General features: G+C 71.5%; 13 protein-coding genes. 4 read left to right on the top strand and 9 right to left on the bottom strand.

What is annotated here, in order from left to right:
- The first annotated feature begins 176 nt into the window (after window positions 1-176).
- A complete protein-coding gene (locus ACSUPT_RS10255; RefSeq protein WP_361655286.1) occupies window positions 177-1,442 on the top strand; it encodes a PTS transporter subunit EIIC in 1,266 nt (421 codons plus the stop codon).
- Between the two features lie 89 nt (window positions 1,443-1,531).
- Here ACSUPT_RS10255 and ACSUPT_RS10260 read toward each other — a convergent pair whose 3' ends face one another.
- Entirely contained in the window at window positions 1,532-2,281 is a 750-nt protein-coding gene (locus tag ACSUPT_RS10260; protein ID WP_351965939.1) for an MBL fold metallo-hydrolase, read from the bottom strand.
- A 200-nt stretch (window positions 2,282-2,481) separates the two neighbouring features.
- Here ACSUPT_RS10260 and ACSUPT_RS10265 point away from each other — a divergent pair, with 200 nt between their 5' ends.
- Window positions 2,482-3,015, top strand: coding sequence for a type II toxin-antitoxin system PemK/MazF family toxin (locus ACSUPT_RS10265; RefSeq protein WP_351965940.1), 534 nt, complete (start codon window positions 2,482-2,484; stop codon window positions 3,013-3,015).
- A gap of 243 nt (window positions 3,016-3,258) precedes the next feature.
- Window positions 3,259-4,911, top strand: a complete 1,653-nt coding sequence (locus ACSUPT_RS10270) for a TROVE domain-containing protein (RefSeq protein WP_436946192.1) — start codon at window positions 3,259-3,261, stop codon at window positions 4,909-4,911.
- 191 nt (window positions 4,912-5,102) lie between these two features.
- On the opposite strand, the gene ACSUPT_RS10275 is transcribed toward ACSUPT_RS10270, so the two are convergent.
- From ACSUPT_RS10275 to clpS, 8 genes are all read right to left on the bottom strand, one after another.
- Window positions 5,103-6,053, bottom strand: coding sequence for a PLP-dependent cysteine synthase family protein (locus tag ACSUPT_RS10275; RefSeq protein WP_351965941.1), 951 nt, complete (start codon window positions 6,051-6,053; stop codon window positions 5,103-5,105).
- On the bottom strand, window positions 6,053-6,331 hold the full coding sequence (locus ACSUPT_RS10280; RefSeq protein ID WP_351965942.1) for a MoaD/ThiS family protein: 279 nt from the start codon (window positions 6,329-6,331) through the stop codon (window positions 6,053-6,055). Before ACSUPT_RS10280 ends, ACSUPT_RS10275 begins: the two co-directional genes overlap by 1 nt.
- A 141-nt stretch (window positions 6,332-6,472) precedes the next feature.
- Complete coding sequence (locus ACSUPT_RS10285; RefSeq protein WP_351965943.1) at window positions 6,473-6,589, bottom strand: putative leader peptide; 117 nt, start codon at window positions 6,587-6,589, stop codon at window positions 6,473-6,475.
- Between the two features lie 141 nt (window positions 6,590-6,730).
- Window positions 6,731-7,153 carry a Mov34/MPN/PAD-1 family protein gene (locus tag ACSUPT_RS10290; protein WP_436944100.1) on the bottom strand — a complete coding sequence of 141 codons (423 nt, stop codon included), beginning with the start codon at window positions 7,151-7,153 and terminating at the stop codon, window positions 6,731-6,733.
- A gap of 80 nt (window positions 7,154-7,233) precedes the next feature.
- Window positions 7,234-8,646 carry an amino acid permease gene (locus ACSUPT_RS10295; protein WP_436944101.1) on the bottom strand — a complete coding sequence of 471 codons (1,413 nt, stop codon included), beginning with the start codon at window positions 8,644-8,646 and terminating at the stop codon, window positions 7,234-7,236.
- A 412-nt stretch (window positions 8,647-9,058) separates the two neighbouring features.
- Window positions 9,059-10,588, bottom strand: a complete 1,530-nt coding sequence (locus tag ACSUPT_RS10300) for an alanine/glycine:cation symporter family protein (RefSeq protein ID WP_351965946.1) — start codon at window positions 10,586-10,588, stop codon at window positions 9,059-9,061.
- A 767-nt stretch (window positions 10,589-11,355) separates the two neighbouring features.
- Entirely contained in the window at window positions 11,356-11,940 is a 585-nt protein-coding gene (locus tag ACSUPT_RS10305) for a DUF2017 domain-containing protein (protein WP_351965947.1), read from the bottom strand.
- Complete coding sequence (gene clpS, locus ACSUPT_RS10310; RefSeq protein ID WP_351965948.1) at window positions 11,940-12,245, bottom strand: ATP-dependent Clp protease adapter ClpS; 306 nt, start codon at window positions 12,243-12,245, stop codon at window positions 11,940-11,942. Before clpS ends, ACSUPT_RS10305 begins: the two co-directional genes overlap by 1 nt.
- A 150-nt stretch (window positions 12,246-12,395) precedes the next feature.
- Here clpS and ACSUPT_RS10315 point away from each other — a divergent pair, with 150 nt between their 5' ends.
- Window positions 12,396-13,730, top strand: a complete 1,335-nt coding sequence (locus ACSUPT_RS10315; RefSeq protein WP_351965949.1) for a nicotinate phosphoribosyltransferase — start codon at window positions 12,396-12,398, stop codon at window positions 13,728-13,730.
- The last annotated feature ends 116 nt before the right edge of the window (window positions 13,731-13,846 follow it).

The following is a 13,846-nucleotide window of genomic DNA, read 5'->3' on the forward strand; positions in this document are numbered from 1 at the left end:
CCAGGCGTTATGTATTAGCAGGTTCCTTATCTATCCCCGACCGTGCTACAACAGGTCTACACCAGTGCTGGTGTAGACCACGCGGCGGTCTCTCCTGTGCCGCGGCCATCCCCTAAGACGCCGCCGTCCCCCTTTTTTCCTTCCCTGGGCGGCGCCTTGCCCACTGGAGGAAGTAGATGAGTACGGCCAGCACCGCCCCCGCGGCGGAGAAGAAGAAGGGCGCGGGCGCGATGGCTGTCATGCAGCGCATCGGCCGCAGCCTGATGCTGCCGGTCGCCGTGCTGCCCGCCGCCGCGCTCCTGGTGCGGTTCGGCCAGCCGGACATGCTCGGCAGGGAGTCGTTCCCGACGTTCATCACCAAGATCGCGGGCTATATGGCCGCGGGTGGCGGCGCGCTCCTCGACAACATGGCGCTGCTCTTCGCGGTGGGCATCGCGATCGGCTTCGCGAAGAAGTCGGACGGGTCGACCGCGCTCGCCGCGGTGACGGGCTACCTGGTCTTCAAGAGCGTGCTGGCCACCTTCACGGACAGCAACCTGCCCAAGAAGGAAGCCATAGTCGACGGCAAGATCGTCATGGTGGAGCAGGCGGTCGACGCCAAGGTGCTCGGCGGCGTGGTCATGGGCCTCATCGTGGCGCTGCTCTACCAGCGCTTCTACCGCACGAAGCTGCCGGACTGGGCGGGCTTCTTCGGCGGCCGGCGCCTGGTGCCGATCCTCTCCGCGTTCGCGGGCCTGGTCACCGGCATCCTCTTCGGGCTGATCTGGCCGTGGCTCGGCGCGGGTCTGCACTGGTTCGGCGAGAGCCTGGTCAACTCCGGTGCCGTGGGCGCGGGCATCTTCGGTGTCGCCAACCGCGCGCTGATCCCGGTCGGCATGCACCACCTGCTGAACTCCTTCCCGTGGCTCCAGGCGGGCGAGTACAACGGCAAGAGCGGCGACATCGCGCGCTTCCTCGCGGGTGACCCGACGGCCGGGCAGTTCATGACCGGCTTCTTCCCGATCATGATGTTCGCGCTGCCCGCGGCGTGCCTCGCCATCGTCCACTGCGCGCGCCCGGAGCGCCGCAAGGTCGTCGGCGGCATGATGTTCTCGCTCGCGCTGACGTCGTTCGTCACCGGTGTCACCGAGCCGATCGAGTTCACGTTCATGTTCATCGCGCCGGTGCTGTACGCGGTGCACGCGCTGCTGACCGGTGTGTCGATGGCGCTGACCTGGGCGCTCGGTATGAAGGACGGCTTCGGCTTCTCCGCGGGTCTGGTCGACTTCATCCTGAACCTGGGCATCGCCACCAACCCGTGGGGCCTCGCCCTGGTGGGCCTGTGCTTCGCGGCGGTCTACTACGTGGTGTTCCGCTTCGCGATCATCAAGTTCAACCTGCCGACTCCGGGCCGCGAGTCGGACGAGGAGCTGGCGGAGCTCCAGAAGGCGGAGGCGAAGTAGCCGCGCCGCGCGCCGACGGGGAAGGCCCCGGGACCCGATCGGGTTCCGGGGCCTTCCCGTTGTCGTACGTCCTCGCGTCCGCCCCGCGGCTACAGTTCGTACACCGCGCCGGGACGGGCCAGCTCGGACGGGCCGTCGTACACCTCGCGTGCGTCGGCGAGGTTCCGCTCGGCGTCCGTCCACGGCGGGATGTGGGTGAGGACCAGGCGCTTCGCGCGCGCCCGGGTGGCGTGGAGGCCCGCCTCGCGGCCGTTGAGGTGCAGCTCGGGGATGTCCTCCTTGCCGTGGGTGAAGGACGCCTCGCACAGGAACAGGTCGGTGTCGGCCGCCAGCTCGTCGAGCGCGTCGCACACGCCCGTGTCGCCGGAGTACGTGACGGCCTTGCCGGCGTGTTCGACCCGGATGCCGAACGCCTCCACCGGGTGGCACACCCGCTCGACGCGCACCCTCAGCGGGCCCAGGTCGAAGGAGCCGGGCTTCAGGGTGCGGAAGTCGAACACCTCGCTCATCGCCGTGGGCGACGGCACGTCCGCGTAGGCCGTGGACAGCCGCTGCTCGGCGCCGTCCGGCGCGTACACGGGGATCGCGTCGCAGCTGCCGCCGTGCCGGTAGTACCGGGCCACGAAGTACGCGCACATGTCGATGCAGTGGTCGGCGTGGAGGTGCGACAGGAAGATCGCGTCGAGGTCGTACAGACCGGTGTGGCGCTGCAGCTCGCCGAGGGCGCCGTTGCCCATGTCGAGGAGCAGCCGGAAGCCGTCGGCCTCTACGAGGTAGCTCGAGCAGGCCGAGTCCGCGGACGGGAACGACCCGGAACAGCCGACGACGGTGAGCTTCATGGAGCGTGAACCTCCGTGGACGGGAGCGGGGAAGCGCTGACGGGGGGAGGTCGTGCGGTGCGACGAGCGTACGGCGCGGGGCGGCGGGGCGCGCCTTCGCAGCGGCCCGTTGTGGGGGAACTCACCCGTGCTGTCACCGGTTCGGATGGACGGGGGAGCGTGGCGGGCGGGGCGGGGCGGGGGCCGGTAACGTCCGGGGTATGGACACGTCCTGGTGGCCGGCGCTCGTCGCCGTCGTGGTGGTCGCGCTCGTCGCCGCGCTCGCCGACGGGTGGGGGCGCGGCCGGCGCGGGCCCGGCGGCGGGAGCGGTCCCGCCGGGCGCGGGGCGGGGCGGCGCGGGCCCGGCGGGCGGACGCGGCCTCCCGGCCGGCCGCCGGTGCGGCGGCCCGGCGGGCCGCGGACGGCGCCGGAGCGGCGGCCGGAGCCGGGTGACATCTGGTGGGCGGAGGTGCCGTTCGAGGACGGTCCCGGCGCGAAGGACCGGCCGTGCCTGGTCCTCGCGGTACGGGGCGACTCGGCGCTCGTCGCGAAGATCACCAGCAAGTACCGGGAGGAGCGGGCCGGGGTGATCGCGCTGCCGCCCGGCTCCGTGGGGGACGCGCGGGGGCGGGCGAGCTTCCTGGAGACCGGTGAGCTGCGGGACGTGGCGCTGTGGGAGTTCCGGCGGCGCGTGGGGTCCGTCGACCCGCTGGTCTGGGACCAGGTGCGGCATCTGACGTCGGGCCAGGACTGAATATCCGGTGGTGGGCGCGGGCGGCGTGCTTGTAGGTTGGCGGCGCGACCGTGCCTGACGGTGCGCTCGGCTGCGGCTACTTCTTCTGACACCCGAGTGGGCCGCCGCCACTTCGGATCTCGTCGGGCACGGCCGCCGTTGTCCCGTCGACCGTGCGGTCCGACCGTCCTTCGCACACTCCGTTGAATCCGGGGGGATTCGCTGCCTCGTCACACTCCGCGCGTGTCCAAGATGTGGTCCGAGATGCTCGTCGCCCCGCACGTCGCGGCGACCGCCCGCGCCATGCCGCGGTCGTGGTCCCCGGTCCGCGGGTTCTCCCCGGTCCAGGGCTTGCGCACCCACGCGGGCGGCCCGGCGTTCGTCCGGGAGCCCCGCGAGGAGCTGTTCCTGCTCGCCGTCGGCGACTTCACGTCCCAGCAGACCTTTTACGAGAGCGGCGCGGACCGCGACGAGCGGTATGTCCGGCTCGTGCGGCGGCTCGCCGTCGAGGACCCCGAGTGGACGGCCGGGCTGCTGCGGTGGCTGCGCACCGAGGGCCGGACGCGTACGGCGTCGCTGGTGGGCGCGGCCGCGTATGTGCGGGCGCGACTCGACGCCGGGGCGGTCGGGGGGCCGTCCAACCGGTCCGTGATCGACTCGGTGCTGCGGCGCGCCGACGAGCCCGGCGAACTGCTCGCCCACTGGATCTCGGCGTACGGGCGCACGGTGCCGCAGCCCGTGAAGCGGGGCGTCGCCGACGCGGTGCGGCGGCTGTACACGTCGCGGTCGCTGCTCAAGTACGACACCGCTTCGCACGGCTTCCGGTTCGGTGACGTGCTGAACCTGGTGCACGCCTCGCCCGATCCGGCCAGGCCCTGGCAGGGCGCGCTGTTCCGGTACGCCCTGGACCGCCGGCACCATCCGGCGCGGGCTGTCCCGCCGGCCTCCGACCCGGTGCTGACCGCGCACCGGGCGCTGACGGCGCTGCCCGTGGAGGAGCGGCGGGCGGTGGTGACCGGGCCCGGCGGGGCGGAGCGGCTGGCCGCCGCGGGCATGACGTGGGAGGCGCTGGCGGGCTGGCTGCACGGGCCGCTGGACGCGGCCGTGTGGGAGGCCGTGATCCCGTCGATGGGGCTGATGGCGCTGCTGCGGAACCTGCGGAACTTCGACGAGGCGGGCGTCTCCGACGAGGTCGCCGCGCGGGTGGCGGCGCGGCTGGCGGACCCCGCGGAGGTGGCGGCTTCACGGCAGTTCCCGTTCCGCTGGCTGGCCGCCCACCGCGCCGCGCCGTCACCGCGCTGGGCGGACGCGCTGGAGCGGGGCCTGGGCCATTCGCTGGCGCGGGTGCCCGCCCTGCCGGGGCGGACGCTGATCCTGGTGGACCGGTCGGACTCGATGTTCTGGGACACCGTCTCGGAGCGGTCGAAGCTGACGCGGGCGGACGCGGCGGGCGTGTTCGGTGCCGCGCTGGCGCTGCGGGCCGAGCGGGCGGACCTGGTGGAGTTCGGCTGGGGCAGCCGCGCGGTGCCGTACGAGCGGGGCGAGCCGGTGCTGGGCGTGCTGGAGCGGTTCGGCTCGATGGGGGGCACGTACACGGCGAAGGCGGTGCGCAGGCACTACCGGGAGCACGACCGGGTGCTGATCGTCACGGACGAGCAGAGCGCGCCGTACGGGCCGGAGGACCCGCTCGAAGCGGTCCCGGCGGGCGTGCCGGTCTACACCTGGAACCTGGCGGGGTACCGGCCCGCGCACGCGCCGCCGGGTCCGAACCGGCACACCTTCGGCGGGCTGGCGGACGCGGCGTTCGGGATGGTCGGGCTCGTCGAGGCCGGCCGCGCGGCCGCCTGGCCGTGGGCGGCCGACGGGGCCCCGGACGAGGCCGAGGCGGAGGAGGCCGAGGCGGAGGAACGGGGCTGAGGCCGGCGGTCGAGGGGGAGGAACGGGCCGAGGAGCGGCGGGTCGAGGCGGAGGCGGCCGGGCGCCGGGCGGGCGGCGGATCGCGGCCCGGGCTCCGGGGGGTAGGGCCGGGTCAGGCGGCCCCGCAGACGGGAGCCGGGCCCCGGCGGGTGTGCCGCGCGGGGCCCGGTGCCGGAACGGCGGTGTCCGGGCTACGCCCAGAGCTGGCCGTGGAGGGTTTCGATGGCCGCCTCGGTGGTGGGGGCCGTGTAGACACCGGTGGAGAGGTACTTCCAGCCGCCGTCCGCGACGATGAAGACGATGTCGGCGGACTCGCCCGCCTTGACCGCCTTCCGGCCCACGCCGATCGCCGCGTGGAGCGCCGCGCCGGTCGAGACGCCCGCGAAGATGCCCTCCTGCTGGAGCAGGTCGCGGGTGCGGGTGACCGCGTCGGCGGAGCCGACGGAGAAGCGGGTGGTCAGGACGGAGGCGTCGTACAGCTCGGGCACGAAGCCCTCGTCGAGGTTGCGCAGCCCGTACACGAGGTCGTCGTAGCGCGGCTCCGCGGCGACGATCTTGACGTCCGGCTTGTGCTCGCGCAGGTAGCGGCCGACGCCCATGAGGGTGCCGGTCGTGCCGAGTCCGGCGACGAAGTGGGTGATCGACGGGAGGTCGGCGAGGATCTCCGGGCCGGTCGTCTCGTAGTGCGCGGCGGCGTTGCCCGGGTTGCCGTACTGGTAGAGCATCACCCAGTCCGGGTTCTGCCCGGCGAGCTCCTTGGCGACGCGCACGGCGGTGTTGGAGCCGCCCGCCGCGGGGGACGAGATGATCTCGGCGCCCCACATGGCGAGCAGGTCGCGGCGCTCCTGGGAGGTGTTCTCCGGCATCACGCAGACGATGCGGTAGCCCTTGAGGCGGGCGGCCATCGCCAGGGAGATGCCGGTGTTGCCGCTGGTGGGTTCCAGGATGGTGCAGCCCGGCGTGAGGACGCCGTCCTTCTCCGCCTGCTCGATCATGTAGAGGGCGGGGCGGTCCTTGACGGAGCCGGTCGGGTTGCGGTCCTCCAGCTTCGCCCAGATGCGCACGTCGTCCGAGGGGGACAGGCGCGGCAGCCGGACGAGCGGGGTGTTCCCGACCGCGGCGAGGGGGCTGTCGTAACGCATCAGTACATGCCGCCGGCGACCGCCGGGAGGATCGTGACGTTGTCGCCGTCGGACAGCTTGGTGGAGATGCCGTCGAGGAAGCGGACGTCCTCGTCGTTCAGGTACACGTTGACGAAGCGGCGGAGCTCGCCGCCGTCCACGATGCGGTCCTGGATGCCCGCGTGGCGGGTCTCGAGGTCGGCGAACAGCTCGGCGAGGGTCTCACCGCTGCCCTCGACGGCCTTGGCGCCGTCGGTGTAGGTGCGGAGGATGGTCGGGATGCGGACCTCGATGGCCATGGTGTGGACTCCTGTGAAGGCTGGGGGCTGAACGCTGCGGAAGGCTGGAGACAGACGGGAGGGCCGCCGGGCGCCGTGGACCGGGCGCTCGCGGGGGCGCGGTGCGTACGGAGGTACGGGGTCGTGCGCGGGGGCCGCGGCTCAGGCGGCGGCGCCGGGCGGACACATGGCGCTGGCGAGGCGGCACAGGTCGACGTGCAGCCGCGCCACGAGCAGGAGGGTGCCCGGCGTCTGTTCGCTCACGTCGTGGGAAACCATGCGGTCATCGTATCGATTCCCGGTCGCCCGATCGGAGTGTGATCCCACATGCCGGACGGGACCCGCTCACTATGCGGGCCCCGTACGGCGAGGCGCAGGTCAGTGCTGTACCGGGGTGTCCGGCGGGGGTCGGCGCGTGGCTCAGTACGCGTCGACGACCTGGACTTCCTCCTCGGTGATCTCGCCGTCCACGATGCGGAACGAGCGGAACTGGAAGGGTCCGGTGCCGTCGGTGTCGGCCGTGGAGACCAGGACGTAGTGCGCCTGGGGCTCGTTGGCGTAGGAGACGTCGGTGCGGGACGGGTACGCCTCGGTGGCCGTGTGGGAGTGGTAGATGACGACCGGTTCCTCGTCGCGGTCGTCCATCTCCCGGTACAGCTTCAGCAGGTCGCCGGAGTCGAACTCGTAGAAGGTGGGCGAGCGGGCGGCGTTGAGCATGGGGATGAAGCGCTCGGGGCGTCCGGAGCCGGCCGGCCCCGCGACCACGCCGCACGCCTCGTCGGGGTGGTCGGCGCGGGCGTGCGCGACGATCTGGTCGTACAGGGCCCGTGTGATGGTCAGCATGGGCATCAGGATAAGCAGAGGGGCCCGTCCGTACCGAGGGATGGTACGGACGGGCCCACATGCCGGACACAGGCCGCTGATCAGCGCTTGAACGCGGCGTTCTCCGGGTCGCGCGAGCGGAGCACGAGGTACGAGACGCCCAGGATGAGCGCCCAGATCGGGGCGCAGTACAGGGAGACCCGCGCCTCGGCGTCGATGCCCATCAGGACGATGACGCCGAAGATGAACAGCAGCGCGAACCAGCTGGTGAAGGGGGCGCCGGGGGCCTTGAAGGAGGACTGCGGCAGCTCGCCGCGGTCGGCCTTGGCGCGGTAGCGGATCTGCGAGATCAGGATCATGATCCACGCCCACATGCCGGAGATGGTCGCGAAGGAGACGACCTTCTCGAAGGCGTCTCCGGGCCACTGGTAGTTGATCCACACGCCGACGAGCATCAGCGCGGCGGAGAAGGTGGTGCCGAGCAGCGGCGTGCCGGACTTGGTCAGCCGGGTGAACAGGCGCGGGCCCTGCCCGTTGAGGGCGAGGTCGCGCAGCATGCGGCCGGTGGAGTACATGCCGGAGTTGCAGGACGACAGGGCGGCGGTGAGCACCACGAAGTTGACGATGGCGGCGCCGATGCCCAGGCCCATCTGCTCGAACGCGGCGACGAACGGCGAGACGCCCGGCTTGAAGTGGGTCCACGGCACGACCGAGAGGATCATGATGAGCGCGCCGACGTAGAAGACGGCGATGCGCCACGGCACGGTGTTGATCGCCTTCGGCAGGGTGACCTCGGGGTCCTTGGACTCGCCGGCGGTGATGCCGACCAGCTCGACGGCCATGAAGGCGAACATGACGATCTGCAGGGTCACCACCGTGCCGCCGATGCCCTTCGGGAAGAAGCCGCCCTCGGACCACAGGTGGGTGACGGACGCGGTGTCCCCGGCGTCGGAGAAGCCGAGGGTGAGGATGCCCGCGCAGATCAGGATCATGCCGATGATGGCGGTGACCTTGATCATGGAGAACCAGAACTCCAGCTCGCCGAAGAGCTTCACGGAGATCAGATTGGCCCCGTAGAGGACGACGGTGAAGACGAGGGCGGAGATCCACTGCGGGATGTTCCACCAGTACGTCATGTACGTGGCGGCCGCGGTGACCTCGGTGATGCCGGTGACCACCCAGAACAGCCAGTACGTCCATCCGGTGACGAAGCCGGCGAACGGGCCGATGAACTCGCGGGCGTACTCCGAGAAGGAGCCGGACACCGGGCGGTACATGAGCAGTTCGCCCAGGGCCCGCATGATGAAGAAGATGACGAGACCGGCGATCGCGTACGCCAGGATGAGGCTCGGGCCGGCCTTGGAGATGGCCTTGCCCGCGCCGAGGAAGAGGCCGGTGCCGATGGCTCCGCCGATGGCGATCATCTGGATCTGCCGGGCGCCCAGGCCCCGCTGGTAGCCCTCGCCGGCGGCCCCTTCGCCGCTGTGGTCGTTCTCGACCTTCAGTGAGGTCATGGTTTCGAGTGCGCCTTTCTCCACGCTGATATCCCCCCGGACATGGCTGGAGTGCCGCCGGCGGTCGGCCGGCCGTGGCGCCCCCGGGAGCATGGGTGGCGCTCCCGGCGGTCGTGCAGATGTATCACGGACGCCCGCGTACGCCGTGTGCCGCCCTGTGGCCCACGCCACGCCCATAGCGCATCGAATCAGCCACTAATTGACCAAAAAGGGCGACTCATTATTAACAGATCGTTATACGGAATTGAGCGTCCGCTGAGCGAACGTGGCGGGGGCCACGCGGATGGCGGCGGACCGGACGCGGAGGGAACGGGGCGGGACCCGCACATGAACGCGCCCCCCGCACCGGGAATCCGGTGCGGGGGGCGCGCGGGGTGGGGCGGGTGTGGGGGTCACCCGGCCGCGGAAGGGGTCACAGGGACTTGACCGGCTCCTCGTCCCGCTCCTCCGGCTCGGCGCCGGCCTTGCGGGCCTTGACGTGCTCCAGGAAGGAGTTCAGCTCCTTCTTGACGACCGGGGCGAGCAGGTACAGGCCGATGATGTTGATGACGGCCAGCATGAAGAGGACCGCGTCGGCCATGTCGATCAGCGTCTGCAGCGTCAGCAGCGAACCGGCGACGGCGAAGACCGTGTAGACGACCTTGTAGGTGATCTCGCTGGTGCGGCTGCGGCCGAAGAGGTACGTCCACGCCTTGAGGCCGTAGTAGCCCCAGGTGAGCACGGTGGAGATGGCGAACAGCATCACCGCGATGGTGAGGATGTACGGGAACCAGGGCAGCACCGTCGCGAAGGCGTCGGAGGTGATCGTGACACCGCCGATGGACTCGCCCGCGCGGGCCTCGCCCCAGCTCTTCGGGTTGGCGATGACGATGGTCAGCGCGGTCATGGTGCAGATGACGACCGTGTCGATGAACGGCTCCAGCAGGGCGACCAGGCCCTCGCTGGCGGGGTGCTTGGTCTTCACCGCGGAGTGGGCGATCGGGGCGGAGCCGAGACCGGCCTCGTTGGAGAACGCGGCGCGCTTGAAGCCGATGATCAGGGCGCCGAGGACACCGCCGGCCACACCCTGCGGGTTGAACGCGCCCTCGATGATCTGGGAGATCGCGGTCGGCACGTGGGTGATGTTGACCAGGATGACGATGAGGCAGCCGAGGATGTAGATGCCCGCCATGGCCGGGACCAGCTTGCTGGTGACGTTGGCTATGGAGCGGATGCCGCCGAGCAGGACGATGCCGACGAGCGCGGCGACCAGGATGCCGAAGAACAGGGCGCCGGCCGAGGAGCCCATCATGCCGTCCTCGCCGCCGGTGACGGAGACGAGCTGGGCGTACGACTGGTTGACCTGGAACAGGTTGCCGCCGAAGAGGCCGAAGAAGAGGACCATCGCGGAGGCCAGCACGGCCAGGACCTTGCCGAACTTCTTGCCGCCCGCGCCGAAGCGCTCGGCGAAGCCCTTGGGCAGGTAGTGCATCGGGCCGCCGGAGACGGTGCCGTCCGGGTGCTCCTCGCGGTACTTCACACCGAGGGTGACCTCGACGAACTTGGTGGCCATGCCGAGGAGGCCGCAGATGATCATCCAGAAGGTGGCGCCGGGGCCGCCGATGGAGACCGCGACGGCCACACCGGCGATGTTGCCGAGGCCGACCGTGCCGGAGACGGCGGCGGTCAGGGCCTGGAAGTGGTTGACCTCTCCGGCCGCGCCGTGGTCGTCGTACTTGCCACGGACCACATCGATGGCGAGGCGGAACTTGCGCAGCTGGACGAACCCGAACCAGCCGGTGAAGACGAGGCCGGCGACCACGAGCCAGGCGACGATGAGCGGGAGCTCGGTGCCGGCGACGGGGACGGAGAAGAAGACGACCTCACCCAGCCATGTGGCGATGGGTTCGACGAAGTTGCTGACACCTTCGTCGATCGATGTGGTGATGGAGTCCAGAGACATCTGACTACCTCAATGGCGCAGGGGACCTGCTGGGCGGCATGGCACAGCAGCAGAGGGGTGCGGGTTGAGCGAACGCCGTTGTCCGATCCGGCGACGTGTCGCCCTGTCGGCCGCGGACTCGGACGACGTGGGCCACACATGTCGTGCGTACGTGGCTGGAAAGATCCACTTGCCACCGGGCCGCATCGTTGACTGCCGGTGGAGTTGCGAAGTTTTACCACGCGATTCACCGATCGTTAGGTGACCCGCGTCACAGACTGACGGTGAAAACCGGCCAGGGGGAAGAGAAGCGCAGGAGCGGTGACGGGATCGTTATGTGGAATGCCGCGTTCGATCAGCGGACAGGCGTCGGGGGCGGAAGAGGACGGTAGGACACGGCCCCTACCTGCACCCATTACGGCCGGTGACCATGATCGGGGCGGTGCCCGGCCCCGCTGAAACGGCACGGCGGCGAGGTGAGTCCGGTATGCGGAACCGGACCGTGAGATCGGCGCGCGGACCCGCGCGGTGAGCCTGACCCGCGCGGTGAGCCTGACCCGCGGTGAGCGCGGCGCGCCAACCGGACGGTCAGGAGCGGCGCGCCAACCGGACCGTCAGGCACGGCGCGCGCACCAGCCCCGTGAGGCGCGCGGCTCGGCACGTGCGGGCGCTGCGCCGAGCGCGCAGGCCCGCGGCAGGCGCCCTCCGGCTCCGTACGGGTGCGGCGCGCACACGGCGGGACGGTCCGGGGGCGGTTCGTGTGCGGGGGAAGCGGGCCAGGCGGCCCGTTACGGCATCAGGGCTTCGACCAGCGTCTCCTGGAGGGCGCCCAGCCACAGGTACGCCATCACCATCGGCTTGCGCGGGTCCGAGTCCGGCAGCCGGTACAGCTCCTCGTTCTCGTCGTCGTCGGCGACCTCCAGGCGGGTGCCGATGGTGAGGCGGAGGTCGTTGAGCGCGCCCAGCCAGCGGCGGCACTCCTCGGCCGTCAGTTCCAGCCGCCCGCCGCCGGAGCCGTCGCCGGCCGCCGTCAGCGCGTCGAGGCTGCGCACGACGGCGAGGGCGTCCTCCCGCTTGCGGGTGCGCAGGTCGTTCTCGGTGAAGCGGCGGAACTCCGCGGACGCGGCCCGCAGCTCCTCGTCGCCGTCCCCGTACGCGTCGGGGAAGAGCCGGGCCAGCGCCGGGTCGGACGGCTTCTCGCTGGGCCCGTCCTGGAACAGCGCGGCCAGCGGGTCGTCGTCGGGTCCCGGTTCGTCGCCGGGGCCGATCAGCTCCAGCATCTGCACGGCCAGGGAGCGCAGGATGGAGATCTCCACGTCGTCCAGCCAGACGGCCGCGCCGCCGTCGGGCAGCGCCTCGAAGTGCCCGCTCATCAGCCGCGGTCCTGGGAGAGCGTCGCCCACAGCCCGTAGCCGTGCATGGCCTGCACGTCGCGCTCCATCTCCTCACGGGTGCCGCTGGAGACCACGGCCCGGCCCTTGTGGTGCACGTCGAGCATCAGCTTGTGCGCCTTGTCCTTGGAGTAGCCGAAGTACGCCTGGAACACGTACGTCACATAGCTCATGAGGTTGACGGGGTCGTTGTGCACGATCGTCACCCAGGGCACGTCGGGCTCGGCGACGGCCTGGCCCTCTTCCGCCGGGGCCGTGCGTTCGATCTCTACGGGAGCGGCACTCACTCCCCCAATGCTGCCACTGCCCCTGCCCCGCCGCACAAACGGACCACCACACTCCGCTACGGGGGCCTCTTCGACGCCCGCCGCACGCCTTCGAAATGCCCTCGAACGAGAAATCGTCACTCTGACGAGTATTCGGGGTACGATCCTGGCATGAACGCTGCGGACCTAGGGCTTCCGGTGGCTGTGCCGTCCACCGCGCTCTTCACCGACCAGTACGAGCTGACCATGCTGCAGGCCGCCCTGCGCGGCGGCACCGCCGAGCGCCGCTCGGTCTTCGAGGTCTTCACCCGGCGCCTCCCCGAGGGCCGCCGGTACGGGGTCGTGGCCGGCACGGGCCGCGTCCTGGACGCCGTGGAGAACTTCCGCTTCGACGACGCCGTACTGGGCTTCCTGCGCGAGCGGGGCATCGTGGATGAACCGACGCTCGCCTGGCTGGCGGAGTACCGCTTCGGCGGGGACATCTGGGGCTACCCCGAGGGCGAGGTGTACTTCCCCGGCTCGCCGATCCTGCGGGTCGAGGGCTCCTTCGCCGAGTGCGTCCTGCTGGAGACGGTGATCCTCTCGATCCTCAACCACGACTCGGCCATCGCCGCCGCCGCGTCCCGGATGTCGGCCGCGGCCGGCGGGCGCCGGCTGATCGAGATGGGCGCCCGGCGCACCCACGAGCTGGCCGCCGTCGCCGCGTCGCGCGCCGCCTACGTCGGCGGTTTCGACTCCACGTCCGACCTGGCCGCGGGCTTCCGGTACGGCATCCCCACCGTCGGCACGTCCGCGCACGCCTTCACGCTGCTGCACGACACGGAGCGGGACGCGTTCCGGGTGCAGGTGGAGTCGCTGGGCCGGGGCACGACGCTGCTGGTGGACACCTACGACGTGACCGAGGCCGTGCGGACCGCCGTGGAGGTCGCGGGGCCGGGCCTGGGAGCCGTACGGATCGACTCCGGCGACCTGCTGCTGATGGCGCACCGGGTGCGGCAGCAGCTGGACGAGCTGGGCGCCCGCGACACGCGGATCGTGGTCACGTCCGACCTGGACGAGTACGCCATCGCCTCGCTGGCCGCCGCGCCCGTGGACGCGTACGGCGTCGGCACGCAGCTGGTCACCGGCAGCGGCCACCCGACCTGCTCGATGGTCTACAAGCTGGTCGCGCGCGCTGACTCCGCCGACCCCGAGGCGCCGCTGCGGCCCGTCGCGAAGAAGTCGCTGGGCGGCAAGGCGTCCGTCGGCGGCCGCAAGTGGGCGGCGCGGCGGCTGGACGCCGACGGCGTCGCCGAGGCCGAGGTGGTCGGCACCGGGCCCGTGCCCGAGGAGCTGGCCGGGCGGCAGATGCTGCGGCAGCTGGTGAAGGCCGGGGAGGTCGTCGCCCGCGAGCCGCTGGACACCGTGCGGCAGCGGCACATCGCCGCCCGCGCCGGGCTGCCCCTGTCGGCGGTGCAGCTCTCGCGCGGCGAACCGGTCCTGCCGACGGAGTACATGACCGCGTAGCCCCGTGGCCCGGCGCTTCCCCCTCCCGTTGGAAGGGGGAAGTCCCTAGGCTCGGGAAGCGCCCCCCGCCGCCGTCCCCGACCCCCGACCGCTCCCCCACCGTAAGGACCCACGCC

The organism is Streptomyces sp. SudanB25_2051 (assembly GCF_964272635.1).
GTDB lineage: Bacteria > Actinomycetota > Actinomycetes > Streptomycetales > Streptomycetaceae > Streptomyces.

Bases quoted from the DNA above. Each gene is read 5' to 3' on its own strand.
- ACSUPT_RS10255 (WP_361655286.1), top strand. From the start codon at position 177: ATGAGTACGGCCAGCACCGCCCCCGCGGCGGAGAAGAAGAAGGGCGCG.
- ACSUPT_RS10260 (WP_351965939.1), bottom strand. From the start codon at position 2,281: ATGAAGCTCACCGTCGTCGGCTGTTCCGGGTCGTTCCCGTCCGCGGAC.
- ACSUPT_RS10265 (WP_351965940.1), top strand. From the start codon at position 2,482: ATGGACACGTCCTGGTGGCCGGCGCTCGTCGCCGTCGTGGTGGTCGCG.
- ACSUPT_RS10270 (WP_436946192.1), top strand. From the start codon at position 3,259: ATGCTCGTCGCCCCGCACGTCGCGGCGACCGCCCGCGCCATGCCGCGG.
- ACSUPT_RS10275 (WP_351965941.1), bottom strand. From the start codon at position 6,053: ATGCGTTACGACAGCCCCCTCGCCGCGGTCGGGAACACCCCGCTCGTC.
- ACSUPT_RS10280 (WP_351965942.1), bottom strand. From the start codon at position 6,331: ATGGCCATCGAGGTCCGCATCCCGACCATCCTCCGCACCTACACCGAC.
- ACSUPT_RS10285 (WP_351965943.1), bottom strand. From the start codon at position 6,589: ATGGTTTCCCACGACGTGAGCGAACAGACGCCGGGCACCCTCCTGCTC.
- ACSUPT_RS10290 (WP_436944100.1), bottom strand. From the start codon at position 7,153: ATGCTGACCATCACACGGGCCCTGTACGACCAGATCGTCGCGCACGCC.
- ACSUPT_RS10295 (WP_436944101.1), bottom strand. From the start codon at position 8,646: ATGACCTCACTGAAGGTCGAGAACGACCACAGCGGCGAAGGGGCCGCC.
- ACSUPT_RS10300 (WP_351965946.1), bottom strand. From the start codon at position 10,588: ATGTCTCTGGACTCCATCACCACATCGATCGACGAAGGTGTCAGCAAC.
- ACSUPT_RS10305 (WP_351965947.1), bottom strand. From the start codon at position 11,940: ATGAGCGGGCACTTCGAGGCGCTGCCCGACGGCGGCGCGGCCGTCTGG.
- ACSUPT_RS10315 (WP_351965949.1), top strand. From the start codon at position 12,396: ATGAACGCTGCGGACCTAGGGCTTCCGGTGGCTGTGCCGTCCACCGCG.